The sequence below is a fragment of the Patiriisocius sp. Uisw_047 genome (genome assembly GCF_047730165.1).
Taxonomy (GTDB): Bacteria; Bacteroidota; Bacteroidia; order Flavobacteriales; family Flavobacteriaceae; genus Patiriisocius.
This window is the reverse complement of the sequence record NZ_CP159834.1, coordinates 1,430,419-1,451,346: the sequence shown is the minus strand read 5'-3', so window position 1 is coordinate 1,451,346 and position 20,928 is coordinate 1,430,419. Positions and strand designations below refer to the sequence as shown.

Sequence of the window (20,928 nt, the reverse complement as noted above, 5' to 3'; positions counted from 1 at the left end):
TACCAATTAATCCCTAAAATGGTTCAAACTAATTGGCATCATTAAACAAACACTTAATCTAAATCGAAACGTAACCCGAGTGATACGTTATGAAGTGCTGTAGGGTTGTCTTTAAAAACGCTATTTAAATCATATTTTGCATAAAACGAGGTGGTTCCCCAGCCTATGTAGCCACTCAAACCGTAGATAAAATTGTTTGTATTAAAACTAGCTTTTAATTTCTTCTTACGGTCTTCGCCATCTTCTCTAAACTTTAACTTCTGCACAGTTCTAAGATTAACCCCAGCATATCCACCCAATCCTATTTTAAATTTCTTGTAAGTCGAGTATCGAAAATAGTTTTCTTTATCTGTTCTTTTTGAAGGACCAAATTCAAAATGTACAGGCACTACTAGGTTGTCCATTCTTAACTTAGATTTATCTAGGTCTAATGGATAGGTCTGAAGCTCTGTCTGCTCACCAGTGTCTATCAAAAATTGATTATCTGTAGACTTAAGCCCATTAAACTGGAATGAAAAACCATATTTTACACGCAACCAGTTTGAGTTCTCAAAGACCCTAGTTTTCCAGGCGACACCTAGTTCTGCAAATCTACTTCCGCCTATACTGTAGGGAGAGTCGTCCAGGCCTTCACCGTCTAATATTGCGTTATTGAGACCAAGAGCAAAAACTAAGTCTGATGTGGTACGACGATCATACACGACCTCTTTCTCATTAGTAACGCCTACATTAAATATTCGTTCTTCCCCATCATCTCCAGCAAGAGTGATTTTTATCCCAACGGTTTCTGTTTCATCAGCAAGACTTCCATTTCGTTCTAAGAGCGCAATTTTATTATCTATAATCGCCACTCTATTCTCTATGTTGAGGGCTCGCTTTTCTGCTACTTCACGCTTTAAGACCTCAGCATTCTCTGCGGTGATTTCATTTTGTTCAAGACGCCCGTTTATCACTTCAACTTCTTTTTTCAAGGCTTCTTTCTCTTCGTTTATCACTTGCTCTTTTGCTTGTTCTAAAACAGCCAAAGTAGTGCCTGTATCTTGTGCAACACCTACTGTTAGTGCGATAAGCCACAACAGGATTCCTAATGTAATAGTTTTCATTTTCATAATAGTAGTTTGATTTTAGGTGTAGCTCCGCCGCCTTCCTTTATTAAAAGGAGGCTTTTACTACGTGATTGATGAATGATTACCCAGTCAAGCTGAGCTAATTTGCTTAATTATTCCGCTCAACAACTGCGGTTCTTATTTTAGAAAAGTTGTCTCCTAGCGCGTCAAAGACTTTATCTCTAAAAGATTTTTCGAGTTCAAACTCTATATCTTCTAATAATGCAGTGGCATCTATTTTGGTTTCATTAAGGATTCTATCTGTGGCAAGATCTCGCTGAGCATTGCTTAATAATGCATCTATTTCTGCCGCAGACACCGTGCTTCTCTCTTCTTGTATTTTATGCACCGCCGCAACCACTTCATCTACTTTTGTAAGAAGCTCCATCTCTTTGTTTATCACTTCGGAAATGTGCTCGATTGGAAGATTAGCTCTTTCTTGAACAGCGAGCCTAATAGTATTAGCATTGTTTACGGGCATTCCTATTTTCTGAACTTTCTGTGCTTTATTTTTCTCGAGGGTCGCTACGGAAGATTTTTGTGCTTGCTCCGTAATTACAGGTGCTACTTTATTTTCTAGCACTCGAGTTTCTTTTGCTAGCTGTGTTTCGGTTTTTAATATTTCCGAAGTTAACACCTCTTCGATTATTGGTGTTTCTATTTCCATATCTACTAATTGTTGTTTTACAGTTGCTTCTTCATTGAAAAAAAATTGTGATGCAATAAAAACAATTCCAACAATACTCGCCGCAATGGCATACCAAATAAATAATGGTCTTTTTTTGCCCTGTTCCTTATCCAGCTGTGCTTCTAGCTTGTCCCAAGCTCCCGAAGAAGGTGCAATCTTGCGCTCCTCAAACTCCTCTCTTATGTGATCTTCTAATTTAATGGGTGCCATAACTAATTTTATTTTCTTGCGTTAATCTAGTTTGCAACATCTTGCGTGCTTTCGACAATTGTGACTTTGAGGTTCCTTCTGTGATGTGCGACAGCTCTGCAATCTCACTGTGCTTATACCCCTCTATCACATATAATACAAATACGGTTTTATAACCAGCAGGCAGGGCATCTATGAGTTTCTGGATTTCATCTACCTCAAGTTTGCTTTCTATATACGTCGCGTGTTCCTGAGTGTCTAGCACCGTCTCGTCTTCAAAACGTAATTTTTTTTCCTTTCTTAATTGAGAAATAGACTCGTTCACCATAATTCTTCTTATCCAGCCTTCAAAGCTCCCTAGATCATTAAAGGTCTCCAGATTTGTAAACACTTTTAAAAACCCAGTAAGCATTACCTCCTCTGCAAGGTCATTATTCTTCATATACTTTCTACATACTCCCATCATCTTAGGGGCAAAAAGTTCAAACAATTCTTGCTGCGCTTTTCGATTTCCCTTTGCAGCCTTTGCAATGAGTTTGTTATAGTTTTTATGTAAAGAAATAAGTTTCACTTTTGCTTTGCATTTGCTTCTATTTATATAGACGCAGTATTTCTAAAAAGGGTTGCCTAGGATTTGAGTAATTAAGTCATTAGGTAAACAGTAGTTAGTAGTTCGTTGTGATTGTAGGTTAAAAATGTGAATCCGGTTAAAGCCTGGATTTGTAGCGTAGCTTATTTTTAATACTGATTAACTTAGTACTGTGTTACAGAATATTGAATCACTGCATACCGAATACTGCGTACTATTTTTTTCTGTCTATAACGTAATTTACCATTAACTCAAGGGAGTCTTTGTATGGTGTAGTGGGAAAGTTTACTAATAAGCCTAATGCTTTTTGCTGGTAGTCTTTCATTATTTGCTCTGCATAATCAAGACCTCCATTTGTTTTTACAAAGGCAATTACTTCTTTTACGCGTTGCTTGTCTTTATTGTGGTTTTTTATAGAATTAATGAGCCAACGCTTCTCTTTTTCTGAAACATTATTTAGCACAAATATAAGTGGAAGTGTCATTTTTTGCTCCTTGATATCTATCCCAGTTGGTTTTCCAATGGCCGTTTCACCATAATCAAACAAGTCATCCTTGATTTGAAACGCCGTCCCAAGCAGTTCGCCAAACTTGCGCATATTCTCTACTTCTTCATCAGTTGCACTTACAGACTTTGCTCCCATTGCACAGCAAGCAGCAATTAAAGTTGCTGTTTTTTGACGGATGATCTCGAAGTAAATATCTTCTGTGATATCTAGTTTTCTGGCTTTCTCTATCTGGAGCAATTCTCCTTCGCTCATTTCGCGTACTGCAACTGAAATGATTTTAAGTAGGTCAAAATCTCCGTTGTCAATAGACAATAACAATCCTTTTGATAATAAATAGTCACCAACGAGTACTGCAATTTTATTTTTCCAGAGTGCATTTATAGAAAAAAACCCACGTCTTCTATTGCTATCATCTACAACATCATCGTGCACAAGTGTCGCTGTGTGGATGAGCTCTATAACAGACGCCCCTCTGTAGGTCCTTTCATTCACTAAGCCATCGTTACACATCTTTGCGATGAGAAAAACAAACATAGGGCGCATTTGTTTGCCCTTACGATTTACGATATAATGGGTAATACGGTTGAGTAGTGAAACCTGTGAGGTCATCGATTCTCGGAACTTCTTTTCAAAAAGCTCCATCTCCTTTTCGATGGGTAGTTTTATTTTTGCTACTGGTTTCATTTGCACTCAAAGATAGTTAAATGAAAAGACCCAATATCTATAATATTTAGATATTGGGTCTCATTAAAATTTCAGAAATAAGAAAAATACACCTTTTTGCGACAGAGTGACTTATCAACGTAAGCCTCCAAGGCAACTAGGTCTAAGTCTATAAATGATAATATTTTTTCAATATTGCCTTTGTACAATAAATATATGCAGATCATGCTATTGATAGTTTTGAGCACTATAATAACAATGATGTTCAAACTATGAAAGCCAATTCCACAATGGAGAATGCAACAGCGCTCATTCTCTTAAAAATGAATCAATTGATTTATATACCCAAGCAACAGGCGTATCATTTTTCAAAATGTCTGTTTATTGAGTCGAAAGGTTTTTGAAAATCAGTAAATAATTATTCACTACTGCCATCAGTGCAATTGTAAAACTGCCTTAGCCATCACAATAATTCTTATTAAACACTATTTTTTCAATACAAAAAAATACCACATTTGAACTTGAATTTAATCTAAAAACTTTTTATTATGAAAAAAAATTCTTCATTGTTACTTGCTTTGCTTGTTACGGTAGCAATGAATGCTCAATCTACCGATCACGTTGATGGACCCCTTACACTAATTTTAATACTGCAGGTGGAGCCCCTGCTCCAAACGGAGACGCTATTGAAATTGATACTTTTGAAATTTGGAAGTCTGAAGCTTATTTATTGGATAACGTGATCCAACGAGAAACATATAAATTTAGCGCTTGTAATGGACCAGGTGTTGGTGCTAATCAATTTAGTGATGTTGATGCCTCTGGTTTAGATGCTGGAAGTACTTGTGAAATTACTTTTACAGCTTCTGCTTCAGGCACCTATCTACTAGTTATTAACGAAACAGCTAACTGTGGTGTTGCTGAAGCGCTTGATAACGGTTTCCTAAAGATAGAATGGGTTGAAGTATAAAGCGTTACTGATCAAGCATTGAATAACTTTGAATTCTTTACTTCTAACGATGTATTAACTATGAAAGCTGCTTCAGCAATGGAGAATATCGTAGTGTATAACTTAAACGGACAAGTCGTTCTTAACAGAGTACTTTCTTCTACAACAGAGTCTATTGATTTATCTTCAAAAGCAACCGGTGTATATATTGCAAAGGTTTCTATTGAAGGAGCTGAAAAGTCTTTCAAAATTAGCAAGTAAAATATAACCTCGCTGTATGCTACTAAAAAGACGACTCCAATTGAGTCGCCTTTTTTATTTTACTAAACCCAGAACGGCTATGACTTATTAGCTAACTGCCCACAAGCAGCATCTATATCTTTCCCTCTACTTCTCCTTACAGTTACAGGCACCCTTACTTTCTCTAGCCCTGAAATATAAGCATCAACAGCGGCATCTTGCGCTTGTTGAAATTGTCCGTCATCAATAGGGTTATATTCTATTAAATTCACTTTACAAGGCACGTGTGCACAAAAACGAACTAATGCATCTATATCTTCTTTCTTATCGTTGATGTCTTTCCAAACAATGTATTCATAGGTTATTGCACGATTTGTTTTTTCATACCAATAAATAAGAGCATCTCTTAAATCATCGAGTGTAAAAGATTTAGCAAAAGGCATAATCTGCTCTCTAGTTTCTTGAATAGCACTATGCAATGAAACTGCAAGATGAAAACGCACGTCATCATCTGCCATCTTACGAATCATCTTTGGAACCCCTGAGGTAGAAACCGTTATTCTCTTAGGAGACATTCCCAAGCCTTCTGGACTGGTTATTTTTTCAATAGACCCCAAAACATTTTTATAATTCATGAGTGGTTCTCCCATGCCCATAAATACGATATTTGAGAGCGGCCTGTTATGGTACAATCTACTCTCTTTATCAATAGCTACCACCTGATCATATATCTCATCTGGATTCAGGTTGCGCATTCTTTTTAAGCGTGATGTTGCACAGAAAAGACAATCAAGACTACACCCTACTTGAGAGGACACACAAGCCGTTGTTCTTGACTTAGTAGGGATTAAAACAGACTCTACAATAAAGCCATCATGAAGCTTTACAGCATTCTTAATGGTCCCATCATTGCTACGTTGAATAGAATCTACTTTAATGTTATTAATGGTAAAATGAGTTTCTAAATGTGTTCTAGTTTCTAAAGAAAGATTAGTCATCGCTTCAAAAGTATGGGCACTTTTACTCCACAGCCACTCATAGACTTGGTTCCCCCTAAAGGCTTTGTCGCCTAGGCCGACAAAGAAGTTTCTTAATTCTTCCTTAGAAAGCGCTCGTATATCTTTTTTTTCTAAAATCATAACTCTTGCAAAAGTACCCATTTGTATTACGATTCCCTATAAAAAATGCCCTGATTCAAAAAACATGAATGGGCATACATCTTAAAGTAAGGCACGTATTATTTTTGAACCATTATTTTTTTTGTAATCGTGGCGTCACTATCGCCATCAACTAGTTTCAAGAAATACATCCCATTAGAAAGGTTTGCAACAGAAACATAATTAAGCGTGTTAGCCATAGCGCCAGCATAGATCTCTTGTCCTAGTATATCATAAAAAGAATAGCGCAGCTTAGGATAGCGACTGTTCATCACAGTGAGTTGGTCTGAAACTGGGTTAGGGTAAATCTCAAGCGCACCAATAATCTCATTATCTGGAATATTTAATATGTTCTGTAAGGTGATAATTGTGTTCACACCTGTTTCAGCCGGGTCTAACCATTCTGAAAGTCGTGTACTTCCTGTACTTCCGAAATCCCAAGAGGTAGCAAATCTTCCATAAACATCAAAATCATTATTATTTTCATTATTCTCACAAAAAGAATTCCCAGCGTATAATTGCCCTATAATAAGCCCGTTTTGATTGAATAGTGGCGAACCAGAAGAACCACTTTCTGTAGTTCCTATTTCCCATCCATCTCCAGATCCAGCAGATACGCCTCCTATTAACCAAACTTCTTTTCCTTCTGCATTTTCATGAACCGCACCAGAATTATCTCTGGATATTTTCATAATATCTCCATTCGGGTGATGGATTCCTACCTCAAAATCTGGCAGCTCATCTGTTCTATCCCAGCCAGCAAAAGAAACATCCCAAGCTTGCGGGATGTCTGTTATCATTTCGACCAAGGCAAAATCACTCATTTCATTACTCGCTCTTAATATGGCACCACTAAGGGTAAAGTTTGTCTGTAAATCTTGGCTATCATCACTCTCTCCGCAAATAGGCCCTGGACTCATCCAGTTAAATCGCACACTCCATAGCGCCGGATCACTGCCTTCTAGACAATGATTTGCAGTTAGCAAATAAGGTGTTTTATCTTGCTGTGTGTTATTGACTAATGATGCTGAACATAAAAAACCGTTCCCTAAATTTAAAAGTGCTACCGCCTTTTTTACACCATCTTTATAAGTATCAAAATCTTCACCAATTAAACAATTAACATCATAATTACAGTAGCCAGAATCATTGAGTCCGCGCTTTTCATCAATAAACCTATTTACTTTCCCTAATCGATACCCGTGTATAATCCCTCCTATTTCGAGCTTTACATTTTCATTTGTATTAGCAAGTTCAAAATATTCAATATTGATTGCTTCTCCCCTAATAAACCAAGACCCTAATGGCGAAATAGTATTCCTATCACCACTCGTCCTACTGGTAACAACATCGTTTTGATCGTCATTAAACAAATGAATAGTCGCTCCTATGGGCAAATAGAAGTCGTTAAAGTTTATGCTAAGGTTTAATGCGTTTTGAGAAATGATTCTAGCCCGCCATATGCGATCTCCATTGTCTAAGGTAATCCACGATCCTAACTCGCTCATATCTAATGACAATTCCCTTTCTATTCCATATCGCCAGGGATGGGTCTTGTCTCTATCGTTAACAAGGTCTTCCTGATGTATTCTTGTTAGGTCTAATGCCTCCAATACAACATCTGCCTCAAGAGTGGATAAGCCCAAATCCCAACTCGCAGGATCGGTCGAGCCATCGTGTTGCGACATTGCCACAGCGCTTAACATCAAAAAAAGGAGTAGTGTTTTCTTCATTAAACCATTGAGCAAGAATAGCTTGCAAACAACTAAAATACCATAATATATCTAAAGAATCAAACCGAATTGCTGTAAAATAAAAAATCCCGATATTGCTATCGGGATTTTAAACTATTGGTTATTATTAGATGATAAGCATTGCATCACCATAACTATAAAAATTATACTTTTCTTTTATTGCTTCTTGATATGCTCTTTGAGTAAACTCGTGTCCAGCAAAGGCAGCCACCATCATTAATAAAGTAGACTTTGGCGTATGAAAATTAGTCACCATACAGTTGGCAATACTAAAATCATGAGGAGGGAAAATAAATTTATTTGTCCATCCAGAATAATCATTTAAAGTATGGTTAGAAGAAACCGAACTCTCTAAAGCACGCATCACTGTAGTACCTACAGCACAAATACGCCTTTTATCTTTTAGTCCTTGATTAATTAAATCTACAGTAGCCTGCTCAATATGCATTTCTTCACTGTCCATTTTATGCTTAGAGAGATCCTCTACCTCAACAGCGCTAAAAGTTCCTAAACCCACGTGCAACGTTACTTCTGCAAAATCAACACCTTTAATCTCAAAACGTTTTAATAAATGTTTAGAAAAGTGCAATCCAGCAGTAGGTGCTGCTACAGCTCCTTCTTTTTTAGCATAGATGGTTTGATATCTTTCCGCATCATCAGGCTCTACACTACGCTTAATGTATTTAGGCAATGGTGTCTCACCTAGCTCAGTTAGTTTATTACGAAACTCCTCATAAGACCCATCAAATAAGAAACGTAATGTTCTACCTCTAGAAGTTGTATTATCTATTACCTCAGCGACTAAAGACTCATCATCACCAAAATATAGCTTATTTCCTATTCTAATCTTTCTTGCTGGATCTACTAGTACATCCCAAAGACGCGTTTGAGAATTAAGTTCTCTCAACAAAAACACCTCGATACGAGCACCCGTCTTTTCTTTGTTACCAAATAATCGTGCTGGAAATACTTTTGTATTATTCAAACACAAAATATCATCTTCCTCAAAATAATCTATGAGATCCTTGAACATCTTATGCTCAATTGTCTGCTCTTTTCTGTTAAGCACCATTAAACGTGACTCATCTCTGTTTTCAGATGGATATTCTGCTAGAAGCTCATCAGGTAATTCAAAGCCGAAGTTAGAAAGTTTCATTCCCATAAATTATTCAATTTTTTGGTTAAAGGTTGCAAATATACAATCTGGGGATAGGCCTTGTCAAGTAAATGGAGGTTTATTATTTCACTTTAATTAAAATACCTAAGTCTATTAGTACATCCCAAAATTCTGGAAACGATTTTGACACTACTTCAGCATCATTAATTAATAATGAAGATTTTAATGCGAGCGGCGCAAAAGCCATTGCCATTCTATGATCTTGATACGTGTCTATCGCTACACCCATCTTTATTCCCACTGACTTTTCTAAAGAAAGTGAATCTTCTGTTATGTTCACATTTGCTCCGAGTTTTTCTAACTCTATTTTTAAGGCGTGTAATCTATCCGTCTCTTTTATTTTTAATGTGTGTAATCCCGTTAAATGGCAAGAAAAACCAAGGCCAAAACACGTAACCGCAATCGTTTGTGCAATATCTGGTGTATTTACTAGATCAAACTCCACGTGATTTGTGATTGCCTCTGAAATTTTCTGCAAGGTAATACCGTCATCTTTATTAAACACGGTCTCCACGCCAAAGGCGTTATAAAGACTGGACAATACCACATCGCCTTGTAAACTATCCTTTTCAAATGTACTTACAGAAAGTAAACCAGATTGCGAGAGCGCCACTAGACTATACAGATAAGAAACAGAACTCCAGTCTGACTCTACACGAATGTGCTTCTTTTCTGAAATAGTGCCAGGTAATATACAAATCATATTTCGGCTAAAGTTTCCTTCAAACCCCAATTGCTTTAACAATTGATACGTCATTTTAAGATAGGGTGCCGATGTCACATTTCCGTCGAGATGAATCACGAGACCCTGTGGTAAGCTAGGCGCAACAAGCATGAGCGCAGAAATAAACTGACTACTTACGTCTGCCGCAATAGTAACTTCTTTAATCGTTAGATTTTTTCCCTTAATGAGTAGCGGCGGAAACCCTTCATTTTTTTGATACTCAATATCTGCACCCATAGATCTCAAAGCATCTACGAGCATCCCAATAGGTCTTTGTTGCATACGCTCGCTACCAGTGAGCGTGACCTCTCTTCCGGCTTGCGTAGCAAAGTATGCGGCAAGAAAGCGCATAGCTGTACCTGCGTGATGTACATCTACGAGGTTTTTATCACCGGCAAGTGCCTCCATCAATGCTTTAGAATCATCACTTGTAGAAAGATTTGAAATCGCAATATTGGAGAATAGCGCCTGTAAGATGAGTAGTCTATTCGATTCACTTTTTGAGCCACCCAATATAATTTGAGCATGTTTTTTTAGTGATGGTGTGTGGGATAGATGGGCTTTCATTTTCTATGATCTTGCTGCTTTAGTTTCCCCAAAAATTTACCATAACTAATAAAAAGTCCTGCGATGAGACCTGCTAGGAAGGAAAAAAAAACATTTCTCAGATTAAAAAAAGGTGGATAGAAACTTCTAAAAGCCCATTGCAATAAGAACAATACAATGGCATAAATTAAGCCTAACAAAACAACAGATTTTATAAACCCTTTATGCGTTATTACTCTTTTAAACATTACTTTAATTTAGGGTTATTTTGATGACGATCGTGATCACGTTTCGTTTTTATATCAAGTTTTTTATCAAAGGCATCTTGTAAATCTACACCTGTCTGGTTTGCTAGACATAGTACTACAAATAATACATCTGCTAGCTCTTCTCCTAAGTCTTTGCCTTTATCACTTTCCTTTTCACTTTGCTCACCATATCTGCGCGCAATAATGCGAGCAACTTCTCCTACTTCTTCGGTTAATTGAGCCATATTAGTAAGCTCGTTAAAATAACGAACTCCGTGAGTTTTTATCCAAATATCTACTTGCTCTTGTGCGTTTTTAACATCCATAATTTACACTTTACTCAAAACTATTTTTTCGTTTTCTTTCTTCACTATCAACTCATAAAATTGCTTTAGGTTTTTATAGTCTGAGTTTAGAAAGATATGTTGGTTAATTGAATTATCCACAGAAAGTTGGATTTTACCTGTTATTTCAGAAATAATAAACTTGTAAGAGCCCTTATCATCACCTAAAGTTAAACTGATAGACTCTGGCAACGATTCTACCTTATACCCTTCTGGTAGCGCAATGGTAACCATGGTTACACCTTTTTGAGGGTACCCAAAATAAATAGGCAATTCTCGTGTATCTGCTTTAAAAATATTCTCCTCGGTTGCTAAGAAGAGTAACGGACTCAAATATAACTTATCTCCTATTTCTTCAACGGAAGAGGTGTTTTCAAAATCACTTCGATATTGAACTGGCTTATAAACATCGTCCAAATATTTTATCTCCACTTCATTTAGCTCACTATCTCCTAGGTATTCTTCTAGCTGTTTTCTGGTTTCGTCGCTTGTGAGGTTTTTATAACTCTCTCTGAAATTTGCTGCGAAGTGCCCTGTAAATCGTTTTTGCATTTTACCTGTCACTACTTGATCTGTATCAATCTCGTACATTAATATCGAATTACGAACAGCGGGGGTTGAAGGGATTAAAGGTACCCAGCTAGAACTTCCATCTTTTCTTATAAGTCTTCCTTGCCAGTTAAGTAGATTTCTGTCCAGTATATCTGGTGCATTATCACCCGTAGCATCCAGCAAGATCACGTTATTTTGTTCTTCTACGCCACAAATTACATAGTTAAAACCATCAAGAGTTGGGAACACAGCGATCCCATGATTTACTGTACTTATTAAAATAGGATTTGCGTTAACACCCGCTTCTCTTAACATTGCCACTAATAACAAATTAATATCTCCAGCGTTCCCTACACTTTTCTTGAAGGTCTCTTTAATACCCTCTCTTGCATAAACTCCATAATTCTCATTCCAAGCAGTTTTCTTTTTTACGAACTCAAACACCGCCACTATTTTTTCTTCCCTGCTTACGGCATCTCCTAAAATAGCAGCCATTTCATTTTTTAAAAAACCGGTTTTTTCTAGCTCTCCACCAAAATTGGAAGATTGATAGATTGTTTTGCAAACGTCATCCCAGGTGGTTGCATAATAATCAACCCCACCATTAGGAAAGCTGGTGTATGAAAGTTCTAATTTTAATCCCGCAATATAGTTGTCTAAATTACCTGACAACGGTTCATTCTTTATGGATGGGATCCCCGTTTCATTTATAGAATATACATTTTCTTTAAATGAAATTTCATCTTGTATAGTTTTACCGCTTTTTACAGACCAATTACTATTACTTCCCGTGCCTGAACTTTCATTATAAGAATATCGCATCTTTCTGTTCTTTGAACTGCGAATAACCTTAAAAGGTAAAAATCCTTTTTGGTGCATTTTATAAACGAAGTACTCTGGAGCCGAAAAACTCATATTATACGTGTCTACCGGGATTTTCTCTTGTAATTGAAACTCATCTATATTTGAGATAAACGAAGATCGTATGGTGTACTTAATATCTATAACATCGCCAGGTTTTACGTTAGGCATTGTAAACTTCATAACCTCTATATACTCAGACATTTTCTCTTCAAAAACATCACTGTTCTTCAGCTTTTCTTTTTCTATCTTCCCTTTTTCTAACGTAAAAATAATAGCTTTTAAACCTTGCACATCATCGCTGTTATTAGACTTTCCTTGATACAACCTTATCCGTTTTGTTGCGTAATCAAAGCCATCTTTATTATATATTTTAATCCGTTCAAAAACATCAGTTTCTGTATAAAAACCTTTGTCTGCAGATTGATTAAATTTTGTTTTTACTTCCCGATAGAGAATAGCGGCATTTGCCTCAGGCTCCTTAGCGTGGACGGCTTGCTCAATTTCTGCTTTGCTCACCTTACCAAAGTCGTAATCTTGCGCGTTCCCATTTGTACTGTAAAAGGCTAGCAATAATATAATAAATGATAATCTAGTCGTCATAAACATTATTATTATTGTGTTAGTAATACTTTTGTCTTATCTAATTTTGCGATTTTCTTTAAAAAGGAACGATACGCATCATACGTATCTGGTGCATAAATCCCTTTGTTCATTATTAATTTTCGGGTATAGCTAATGGTCCCGTTATCCTCAATGACAGCAACTATATCATAGGTGCCAAATGGACTCGTCACTTCTTTTTTATCTGGCATACTGTCTACATGAAAACCTTCAGGTAAAGTAAAAGAAATTGTATCAATATCTGTAAACCCTATCGAGATTTCTACTTCCCGCTTTCGTTCTGAAATACGTGGCGGCACGTAATCACTCTGATTAAACACGTTGAGGGTTAAAAGCATATCATCTCCTGCAAATGAAATATAATTAGCAGACATCGCCTTTAATGTTTCAGAAAAAACAATGTCAGTGCGGTTATTTACTAATGCTATATCTGTAACCTCGATCCCATTTATATAATCCCATTTTTCTTTATAAAACCGTTCCTTCTCATCCTGGTCACTGCGTTCCAAATGGTATACATTATCATACTGTAATCCTTTTGATTCTCTTTTAAAGGCAGCCTGTATTTCTCCATTCTCTAGGATGAGTACAGTTCCATCATTCAATTGCAGGTTATCTGCCGCTTCATAACTTTTTGTGTGTACTATCTTGCCACCTTCTTCTGTTACAATAAGTACGTCGCGATCGTCATTTGCGTTAGGCACATGACCAAAAGGAATATCCTGACTAGTACACTCTAGCCACACCAATTCTTCTCCATCTGGAATCGCGAGAATCACGTGATTGCCCTGCATTGCCACTAGGTCATTTGTAAAATCGTGCTCCCTACTTCCCGAGTGTAATACCGTGTAATAGGATGGAACCCCCACCGCATTAAGGAGTGCTTTTGTGTAATTAGTCAATGCCTTACAATCTCCATAACTCAGTCTATCTACTTCACTTGCTAACATAGGTTTCCAACCTCCTATGCCTATTTGCACACTAATATATCGTACTTTATCTTGTAGATATTGATACACGACACGTGCCTTTTCTATGTCTGACATTTCTGTAGTTACAAGACTGTTTATTTCTGAAACTGTCATGGCTGGCAACTCCTCCGTTCCCTTTAATAAACGCGTATCCATCCAAGAACCAAATTCGCTCCAAGTAGAGCCATTACCCAAGACCCCTTTTAAAGAAAATGTTTTTAAGGCAAACATCACTTGCGGAGCAAAACTAGAAAACTGGGGCGCATGCTCTTCATAGGCGATCGCCGGAAGCATGGTAGCCACGCAGGTTATTTCCGAAACGCCTTCTGCTATATTTATCTCATAAGGCGCTATGTTTGTGGCTTTATAACTTGGTATGTTAGAAGGATCAAATAGTATTTTATATGTGCTTTGCTGCGTAGATGAAGCATACTGTCTTATAGGTTTCCATCTTGGTAAAAATGCGTTGGTATTACTTTTTACTTCAGAAATAAAGGTCGCCGTGTATGGATAAGATTTAGGAATGTACTCTACATATAATAACCGATCATCACTGTAAAGAGAAAATCCGTCTGCCGCACTCACGTCTTTAAAATCACGTTTTTTGTAATGCTCAATTTCTTTACCGAAAGCATTATACACATACAACTCAATATTTTTTACAATAGTCTGGTCATCGTAATGTTGATATGAATCTACCTTATCATCTCCATTGTCGTTTAATACCGTAATGGTTCTAGATATGAGAGTAGTCATTTGATCTCTTTTAGTCACGTCTACAGTGATCAATTCTTGCCTTATAATGCTATTCGCATTTTTAGTAAGGGTGCTATCTATTGTTAAAATAGATTTAGCAAGATCCTGAGCGTTAATACTCAAGCCAAGCAATAGGAAAAATACGTACTTCATGTAGGATGACTATTCTTGGTCTAACGAGGAGGAGAGTAATGGACCAAAGTGTTTTATTCTTTGTTTTTTGTATCAACAAATAATGTGATGGGGCCAGAATTAATCAGGCTGATTTCCATCATTGCACCAAATCTACCCGTTTGAACCGAGTTATCCATGCTTTTTGACATTTGTTTTACAAATTGTTCATACATAGGTTCGGCAAACTCCGGCCTAGCTGCTTTTATATAAGAAGGACGATTTCCTTTTTTGGTCGAAGCGTGAAGTGTAAACTGGCTTACGACAAGTACAGCTCCATTGGTGTCTTTTAGAGAAAGGTTCATAACACCTTCTTCATCATCAAAAATACGTAGGTTACTTATTTTGTTTGTGAGCCATTGGATATCTTCTTCGGTATCAGCTGCTTCAACACCTAGGAGAATTAGCATGCCTGTTCCTATTTCAGAAATAAGGGTATTATCCACGCGCACCGAAGCTTCAGAAACTCTTTGTATTAATGCTCTCATGGATTTTTCTTGTCGTAGATATCTTTTCTGAAATGATCTTCTTCCCCATCCATTATCTGAAGGTAACTTTTATATCTAGACCAAAAAAGCTCATCTGCATCTAGCGCTTCTTTAACCGCACAATGAGGCTCTTCTGCATGAATGCAATTATTAAACTTACAGTCTTGCTTTAATGCAAAAAACTCTGGAAAATAATGATCTAAGTCTTCCTTTTCAATCTCGACAACTCCAAACCCTTTTATTCCCGGTGTATCTATAATTCGCGCTCCCCAAGACAGGTCATACATTTCTGCAAAAGTAGTGGTATGCTGGCCTTGCATATGTTGCGTTGATATGGCTTTCGTTTTTATTTTAAGCGTATCTCCTAGGGCATTTACAAGTGTAGATTTTCCTACCCCACTATGCCCAGAAAACATAGAGACCTTACCCTTCATCATCTCCTTCACTTGATCAATATTCTTGCCCGTTGTTGCAGATATGCCAATACACTCATAACCTATCTCACGATACATTGCCGCGAGGTATTTTATTTCTAGTTTCTCATCTTCATCATAGGTATCTACCTTATTAAAAAGTAAAACGGCCTTAATTTTATAGGCTTCCGCGGTCACTAAAAAGCGATCGATGAAAGAAGTAAATGTAGGAGGGTTATTTAAGGTAACTAACAGAAACGCGATGTCTACATTACTCGCAATAATGTGAGTTTGTTTTGAAAGATTTACAGACTTGCGAATAATGTAGTTTTCACGTTCGTCAATCTCACTAATAATCCCGATCTCTTCATCGCCTTTTTTCTCAATCTGAAATGTTACGTGGTCACCTACAGAAACTGGGTTTGTACTCTTGATTCCTTTAATTCTAAACTTACCCTTAAGACGACACTCATAGAACTTGTCTTCCTGAGATTTAACAGTGTACCAACTTCCAGTAGATTTATAAACAGTGCCTTTCATTATTGCAAAATTCTGAAAATTAAATGGTTTATCGTTTTCTTTTTAAGTTAACTTCGTCAATCATTAATAATAAAAAACAACCAACGAATGAAAATTTTTATTTTAACAGCCTTATTACTCAGTATTTTTGCCTTTGAATCAAACGCACAAGTTTATGAATTTCAGACAGTTACAGTCATAGAGTCTATCATCCCAAATGGCTTAGGAAGGTCTAGAATGATCACTGTAAATGAGACCAGAGATTATAAAGAATTTACTTCTACACGGAGTGAAGAAGACAATGATAGAAACAAATCTAAACGTGGAGATATAAGAGTAAAAGGTTTTGACGAAACAAAGCTTTTAAATTTCTTCAACATAGGTGGTATCCGTTTTCAAAATATTGCGGCAAATGACGCTATCGTTACTTCAAAATTAAATACTATGTCTGAGGAAGGGTGGGAGCTTGCATTTGTAACCAGTGGCGTAGAAAGTTATGGTGACGAGACAGACGAAAATGGTATATACGTAACAAGATACATCTTCAAAAAAGCTAAATAAGTGCGGAACCATCCTCACGGATAAGTTCTAAATTACCAAAAGAGGGCTCACCAGTATTATGGTTAGCCCTCTTTTTTATGCCTGATGGTAACTTTTAAACGCTCGTAAATCAATCATTAAAATTTTCGAGGTTCGTATTACTGAAATATTAAGCGTCCAGTAAACCATTCTTCTAAATCAACTTTAGAAGGTTGATTATTTGCATATACGTTCCCAAAGTTGACGATATTGTCTTTGAGCGATTGTATAGGATGAACGATTAAATGGTCTGAACTCCGCTGAAAAAAGTGACGTCTTGCGAAATAACATCACCGGCATAAATAAAGGTATGATTCCTAAGTAAATTATAATCTGCCATCGTCGCAACACTAGTCAGTCTAAAATCTGAGAGTCCGTTGGTCTCAATTCTTAGATTAGCTACATTGATATCTAGTTCAAAATCTCCATCTGTATGGAATGCATCTTCTTCTTGGATGTCCTCAAATAAGGTCAGTGAAGGATACCTAAGCGCCCCAGCACGACCATAATCTTTATCACCCGTGGTACCAAGTTCTGGATAAGCAATGGATTCAAATTTTACCTGTTCTTTTAAAAAGGTGGCGAAGAACACCTCTACTCAAGCTGTAAAACTGCTTTTCTAATTAATTCACTTAAAAGCAAAACCAGAAAAGACATAAAAAGGAAAAGCGCCTTGATTCACATAATCAGGTTCATCGCCAGACATCGGGTTGTAGTCTGGAAAATTTTCTGCCGCTAGTTGATAACTCAACCCAGCATTAAAAGCAAAAGTATTTGTAATATTATTAGGGGCACGAATGTTGGCGTTGCTAGAATGAACCATAGAAAACACAGCGTGATACCCGGGGCCCTGAGATACGTTTTCTGCACATAATTAGCTTTTAAAAAAGTATTGCTCAACAACTTTGTACCGCAGGCGTTATTCTCTGGATTGTCTATTTCGTCAAAAGGATTGGTAGCCAACCCTATACTCTGCCCTACTCTTATAACAAGGTTTCGATTTTAAAAACACCAATTCATGTGCGCTACTACGCTATATTTTTCATCTAGAATAGGATTTACTTCATCTTGATAAATAAAGGTAAACCCCAATCTGGATATTAGTAACGGTGTTCCAACGCGCTAAAACCACATGTTTTTCTGTTGTACGCAATGGCAAACCCCCAAGGGTATGCAGAAATAGGATGCTACCGTAGGTATAGTCTACCTCAAGCAAAACGGTTTTTGTTCATCCTGGGAGTCGGAAGAATTTGTGATTATCAATAATACAAATAGAATAAAATATCACTCAAATATTAAACGACCAACATTAGTAACTGAAACGTCTACCAAAGGTGGTTTTGTCACACATATCACATCTCCATTCCCTCTTATGATTCCCTCAATAGATTGTTGCGGGTTTACTTTCATAGAATTACCAGCAGCATGAAATATTTTTAAATTTTGAACAATTAAATCTTCTCCTTGAAAACGAGGAACCTCATCATAGAATCCAACAAATGCATAAGAGGCCGTCCCAGAAATTTTAATATCACTAATTCCATTTGCTGAAACCAGAAGTGAATCCACAGCAACACTAAGCCGGAAATCACCTGATTTACCTGGATCTATTACACCAATACTTGTATCACTTCTTAAACTTAACGACTCAAAATGCAATGTGTTTTTTGAAGTCACTGTGTTTCTAGAAGCATTTCTTATTTGGCTAAGACTCGGAGTAGTAACTGTTATTGTAGTGACATCATATTCCCGTGAGTAATTACAGTTATTATAGTTCTTTAATCGCAAGTTTCCATCTGCCTCAACCACTACACTTATGTCATTCAGTAAATTACTACCCGTAGTTACAACTACTCGTTGTACTTCACCATGTTCTATTTCTAAGTAGATGTCATCCTCAACTGTAATACGAGTAAAAGGGGCTACTTCAAAAGGCTCCTCTACTATGTCGCCAACCGTTTGAATACAATTCCAAGCATCTTCTGTATTACAAGACTGTAATAAAAATGCACAAAAATATAATATATAGTAAATTTTCATAATCGTAATCCTATTCCCCATTCGATGGTTTCGGCATTAAAGCCATGGGTTTTAACGGTCCCTAAAGCAAACCATTTTTCATTAATGTAATATTTGACTCCTGCACGGATAAACGTTAATCCATCAAAATTAGTTGGATTATACACATAGAATCCAATTTGAGTAGGTACAGCTACTTTCCCAAACCTAAATTCGTGCCCTAAAAACGCTCCAACCCTCTTATAATCAACATCTAAATCAATATTATAATTAGGAAAAGCCAATGCTCCATATTCTCGCTGCTTTTTCAAAAATTGCGATACGGTAAGATCTACCCCAAATTGAATCGTACTTTTAAAACTCAAACGCTTATCTGCAAAAGCAGAAAGTACAAAGAACGGGTGTTGACCTAGCCCTATACGATCGCTCTCATTAACACCACCGCGCAATACGAAATTGTATTTTATAGGTTCGGTAAATCTTTGATAAGCGACCTTTTCTTTGTTGGGAATTTTTTCTTCAGAAAAATCGTAGGTAATCCCAATACTTGTAGAAAAAACATTTGTTCCCGTATTTGGAGATTTAACCCCCCCGTTAGAATGATGTAATAAAAGGATTCCCGCTCGAATCCCAAAATTATCAATTATTCGAGGCTTGGTATATTGAATTCCTATTTGAGAGAACCCAGTAATATGACTTCCATAGACTGTGTTTTTAAAATTGGTTTCTAAATCAAATGGGTTTGTATTATAATTTAAACCTTCGCCAATTCTTACTTGAAGATTTCGGTTTAAAAAGTAAAAGTTATAATGAAACCCTACGCTATAATTTTTTCCAAGTAACGCATAATTAAAATCTTCGTATAAAAAAGATACGCCCCAATCTGGATAATTATACTCTTGCTCCCATCTTTCTTCCCCGTGAGTACGCACATTATAACTTAACATAATTCCCGCAGGATGTGCGTGAATTAAGTGCGCCACAGATTTGTTATGCTTTAAAATACTTCCGTAGTGATAATCAAAGGCCACATAACTATCATCTCGCTGTTGCGAAAATGCGCCAAGCGTGAAACATAAGAAAACAAACAACAACAATGACCTCATCGAGAGAATTACAATTTAAGTAAGCTAAAACACATTAATTATTATACCCGAAACGACGCAGTTGCCGGTCATTACTTCGCCAGTTTTTATTCACTTTCACATAGGTCTCTAAGTGAATCTGCTTCCCGAAGAATTTTTCTAAATCCTTACGAGCCTCTACACCTACTCTTTTTAAGGCAGCACCTTTATGCCCTATAATAATCCCTTTCTGCGTACTACGCTCCACCATAATGATACTGCGAATGCGGATAATTTTTTCATCCTCAAAAAACTCTTCTGTATCAATCTCAACTGAATAAGGAATCTCTTTCTTATAATGCATCAAAATCTTTTCTCTAATAATTTCATTTACAAAAAAGCGCTCAGGTTTGTCAGTAAGTTGATCTTTAGGATAAAATGGTGGCGACTCTGGTAAGAGCTCTATTATACGATTAAAAACTTCAGTGACACCAAAATTTTCTAATGCCGAAATAGCAAATATTTCTGCATTTGGCACTTTCTCTTGCCAGTGCTTTAGCGCTTCAGCGAGCTGCTCTTCATTCCCTTTGTCTATTTTATTTAGCAGTAATAAAACAGGGATTTTTGCATTGGTGATTTTTTCAAAAAACTTCTCGTCCTTTAAATTCTGTTCTCCCAGTTCTACCAAGTACAACAATACATCCGCATCCTCAAAAGCAGACTTCACAAAATCCATCATACTCGCTTGTAATTGATAAGCTGGTTTTATAATACCAGGAGTATCACTCAATAGCATCTGGAAATCTTCGCCATTTACAATCCCTAAAATACGGTGTCTCGTCGTCTGTGCTTTACTTGTAATTATAGACAGTTTTTCACCCACAAAAGCATTCATCAAAGTGCTTTTACCTACATTGGGGTTCCCTATTATATTTACAAAACCTGCTTTATGCGCCATGTATTTTTTTTTTGCAAAGATAGTTTAAAATGCTCGAGGTTATAGGCAACTTCTCTAGGATACCAAACCGA

At 36.8% G+C, this 20,928-nt stretch carries 21 protein-coding genes; 3 read left to right on the top strand and 18 right to left on the bottom strand.

Annotation, left to right across the window (positions count from 1 at the left end; all coding sequences use genetic code 11):
* Positions 1–53: 53 nt before the first annotated feature.
* The 4 genes from ABXT71_RS06500 to ABXT71_RS06485 form a co-directional block, all read right to left on the bottom strand.
* Positions 54–1,109 (bottom strand): hypothetical protein, encoded by a 1,056-nt coding sequence (locus tag ABXT71_RS06500; RefSeq protein WP_415373031.1) that lies wholly within the window; start codon positions 1,107–1,109, stop codon positions 54–56.
* A 106-nt stretch (positions 1,110–1,215) separates the two neighbouring features.
* The gene (locus ABXT71_RS06495) at positions 1,216–2,004 is read right to left on the bottom strand and encodes a hypothetical protein (RefSeq protein WP_415373030.1); all 789 of its coding nucleotides are present in this window, start codon (positions 2,002–2,004) and stop codon (positions 1,216–1,218) included.
* Complete coding sequence (locus tag ABXT71_RS06490) at positions 1,991–2,554, bottom strand: RNA polymerase sigma factor (protein WP_415373029.1); 564 nt, start codon at positions 2,552–2,554, stop codon at positions 1,991–1,993. Before ABXT71_RS06490 ends, ABXT71_RS06495 begins: the two co-directional genes overlap by 14 nt.
* Positions 2,555–2,786: 232 nt before the next feature.
* Positions 2,787–3,764 (bottom strand): polyprenyl synthetase family protein, encoded by a 978-nt coding sequence (locus ABXT71_RS06485; protein ID WP_415373028.1) that lies wholly within the window; start codon positions 3,762–3,764, stop codon positions 2,787–2,789.
* Positions 3,765–4,473: 709 nt separating this feature from the next.
* Between ABXT71_RS06485 and ABXT71_RS06480 the strand changes: the two genes are divergently transcribed.
* Positions 4,474–4,713: a hypothetical protein gene (locus ABXT71_RS06480; RefSeq protein ID WP_415373027.1), complete on the top strand. Its 240-nt coding sequence runs from the start codon at positions 4,474–4,476 to the stop codon at positions 4,711–4,713.
* An 18-nt stretch (positions 4,714–4,731) separates the two neighbouring features.
* Entirely contained in the window at positions 4,732–4,953 is a 222-nt protein-coding gene (locus ABXT71_RS06475) for a T9SS type A sorting domain-containing protein (RefSeq protein WP_415373026.1), read from the top strand.
* 77 nt (positions 4,954–5,030) lie between these two features.
* Here ABXT71_RS06475 and rlmN read toward each other — a convergent pair whose 3' ends face one another.
* The 9 genes from rlmN to rsgA all read right to left on the bottom strand — a co-directional run bounded on the left by rlmN (position 5,031) and on the right by rsgA (position 16,258).
* Positions 5,031–6,071: a 23S rRNA (adenine(2503)-C(2))-methyltransferase RlmN gene (gene rlmN / locus ABXT71_RS06470; RefSeq protein ID WP_415373025.1), complete on the bottom strand. Its 1,041-nt coding sequence runs from the start codon at positions 6,069–6,071 to the stop codon at positions 5,031–5,033.
* A gap of 98 nt (positions 6,072–6,169) precedes the next feature.
* Positions 6,170–7,822, bottom strand: coding sequence for a T9SS type A sorting domain-containing protein (locus ABXT71_RS06465; RefSeq protein ID WP_415373024.1), 1,653 nt, complete (start codon positions 7,820–7,822; stop codon positions 6,170–6,172).
* A 127-nt stretch (positions 7,823–7,949) separates the two neighbouring features.
* The gene (gene queA, locus ABXT71_RS06460; protein ID WP_415373075.1) at positions 7,950–8,999 is read right to left on the bottom strand and encodes a tRNA preQ1(34) S-adenosylmethionine ribosyltransferase-isomerase QueA; all 1,050 of its coding nucleotides are present in this window, start codon (positions 8,997–8,999) and stop codon (positions 7,950–7,952) included.
* Positions 9,000–9,081: 82 nt separating this feature from the next.
* Positions 9,082–10,311 carry a 3-phosphoshikimate 1-carboxyvinyltransferase gene (locus ABXT71_RS06455; RefSeq protein WP_415373023.1) on the bottom strand — a complete coding sequence of 410 codons (1,230 nt, stop codon included), beginning with the start codon at positions 10,309–10,311 and terminating at the stop codon, positions 9,082–9,084.
* A 226-nt stretch (positions 10,312–10,537) separates the two neighbouring features.
* The gene (locus tag ABXT71_RS06450) at positions 10,538–10,864 is read right to left on the bottom strand and encodes a nucleotide pyrophosphohydrolase (protein WP_415373022.1); all 327 of its coding nucleotides are present in this window, start codon (positions 10,862–10,864) and stop codon (positions 10,538–10,540) included.
* 3 nt (positions 10,865–10,867) lie between these two features.
* Entirely contained in the window at positions 10,868–12,898 is a 2,031-nt protein-coding gene (locus ABXT71_RS06445) for a transglutaminase domain-containing protein (protein WP_415373021.1), read from the bottom strand.
* Between the two features lie 11 nt (positions 12,899–12,909).
* Entirely contained in the window at positions 12,910–14,799 is a 1,890-nt protein-coding gene (locus ABXT71_RS06440) for a DUF3857 domain-containing protein (RefSeq protein ID WP_415373020.1), read from the bottom strand.
* 53 nt (positions 14,800–14,852) lie between these two features.
* Positions 14,853–15,305 carry a D-aminoacyl-tRNA deacylase gene (gene dtd, locus ABXT71_RS06435; RefSeq protein ID WP_415373019.1) on the bottom strand — a complete coding sequence of 151 codons (453 nt, stop codon included), beginning with the start codon at positions 15,303–15,305 and terminating at the stop codon, positions 14,853–14,855.
* Complete coding sequence (rsgA, locus tag ABXT71_RS06430) at positions 15,302–16,258, bottom strand: ribosome small subunit-dependent GTPase A (protein WP_415373018.1); 957 nt, start codon at positions 16,256–16,258, stop codon at positions 15,302–15,304. Before rsgA ends, dtd begins: the two co-directional genes overlap by 4 nt.
* An 87-nt stretch (positions 16,259–16,345) precedes the next feature.
* On the opposite strand from rsgA, the gene ABXT71_RS06425 reads away from it, so the two are divergent.
* The gene (locus ABXT71_RS06425) at positions 16,346–16,798 is read left to right on the top strand and encodes a hypothetical protein (protein ID WP_415373017.1); all 453 of its coding nucleotides are present in this window, start codon (positions 16,346–16,348) and stop codon (positions 16,796–16,798) included.
* Between the two features lie 259 nt (positions 16,799–17,057).
* Here the strand turns inward: ABXT71_RS06425 and ABXT71_RS06420 are convergent, their stop codons facing one another.
* From ABXT71_RS06420 to era, 5 genes are all read right to left on the bottom strand, one after another.
* Positions 17,058–17,408: a hypothetical protein gene (locus ABXT71_RS06420; RefSeq protein WP_415373016.1), complete on the bottom strand. Its 351-nt coding sequence runs from the start codon at positions 17,406–17,408 to the stop codon at positions 17,058–17,060.
* 36 nt (positions 17,409–17,444) lie between these two features.
* Positions 17,445–17,639 carry a hypothetical protein gene (locus tag ABXT71_RS06415; protein ID WP_415373015.1) on the bottom strand — a complete coding sequence of 65 codons (195 nt, stop codon included), beginning with the start codon at positions 17,637–17,639 and terminating at the stop codon, positions 17,445–17,447.
* Between the two features lie 461 nt (positions 17,640–18,100).
* Positions 18,101–18,856 (bottom strand): head GIN domain-containing protein, encoded by a 756-nt coding sequence (locus ABXT71_RS06410; protein ID WP_415373014.1) that lies wholly within the window; start codon positions 18,854–18,856, stop codon positions 18,101–18,103.
* Positions 18,853–19,926: an acyloxyacyl hydrolase gene (locus ABXT71_RS06405; protein ID WP_415373013.1), complete on the bottom strand. Its 1,074-nt coding sequence runs from the start codon at positions 19,924–19,926 to the stop codon at positions 18,853–18,855. The genes ABXT71_RS06410 and ABXT71_RS06405 overlap by 4 nt, the downstream gene beginning before the upstream one ends.
* Before the next feature lie 49 nt (positions 19,927–19,975).
* A complete protein-coding gene (era, locus tag ABXT71_RS06400; RefSeq protein WP_415373012.1) occupies positions 19,976–20,857 on the bottom strand; it encodes a GTPase Era in 882 nt (293 codons plus the stop codon).
* Positions 20,858–20,928: the final 71 nt, after the last annotated feature.

Bases quoted from the DNA above. Each gene is read 5' to 3' on its own strand.
- rlmN (WP_415373025.1), bottom strand. From the start codon at position 6,071: ATGATTTTAGAAAAAAAAGATATACGAGCGCTTTCTAAGGAAGAATTA.
- era (WP_415373012.1), bottom strand. From the start codon at position 20,857: ATGGCGCATAAAGCAGGTTTTGTAAATATAATAGGGAACCCCAATGTA.
- ABXT71_RS06495 (WP_415373030.1), bottom strand. From the start codon at position 2,004: ATGGCACCCATTAAATTAGAAGATCACATAAGAGAGGAGTTTGAGGAG.
- ABXT71_RS06415 (WP_415373015.1), bottom strand. From the start codon at position 17,639: ATGGTTCATTCTAGCAACGCCAACATTCGTGCCCCTAATAATATTACA.
- ABXT71_RS06465 (WP_415373024.1), bottom strand. From the start codon at position 7,822: ATGAAGAAAACACTACTCCTTTTTTTGATGTTAAGCGCTGTGGCAATG.
- ABXT71_RS06455 (WP_415373023.1), bottom strand. From the start codon at position 10,311: ATGAAAGCCCATCTATCCCACACACCATCACTAAAAAAACATGCTCAA.
- dtd (WP_415373019.1), bottom strand. From the start codon at position 15,305: ATGAGAGCATTAATACAAAGAGTTTCTGAAGCTTCGGTGCGCGTGGAT.
- rsgA (WP_415373018.1), bottom strand. From the start codon at position 16,258: ATGAAAGGCACTGTTTATAAATCTACTGGAAGTTGGTACACTGTTAAA.
- ABXT71_RS06425 (WP_415373017.1), top strand. From the start codon at position 16,346: ATGAAAATTTTTATTTTAACAGCCTTATTACTCAGTATTTTTGCCTTT.
- queA (WP_415373075.1), bottom strand. From the start codon at position 8,999: ATGAAACTTTCTAACTTCGGCTTTGAATTACCTGATGAGCTTCTAGCA.
- ABXT71_RS06450 (WP_415373022.1), bottom strand. From the start codon at position 10,864: ATGGATGTTAAAAACGCACAAGAGCAAGTAGATATTTGGATAAAAACT.
- ABXT71_RS06410 (WP_415373014.1), bottom strand. From the start codon at position 18,856: ATGAAAATTTACTATATATTATATTTTTGTGCATTTTTATTACAGTCT.
- ABXT71_RS06440 (WP_415373020.1), bottom strand. From the start codon at position 14,799: ATGAAGTACGTATTTTTCCTATTGCTTGGCTTGAGTATTAACGCTCAG.
- ABXT71_RS06445 (WP_415373021.1), bottom strand. From the start codon at position 12,898: ATGACGACTAGATTATCATTTATTATATTATTGCTAGCCTTTTACAGT.
- ABXT71_RS06500 (WP_415373031.1), bottom strand. From the start codon at position 1,109: ATGAAAATGAAAACTATTACATTAGGAATCCTGTTGTGGCTTATCGCA.
- ABXT71_RS06485 (WP_415373028.1), bottom strand. From the start codon at position 3,764: ATGAAACCAGTAGCAAAAATAAAACTACCCATCGAAAAGGAGATGGAG.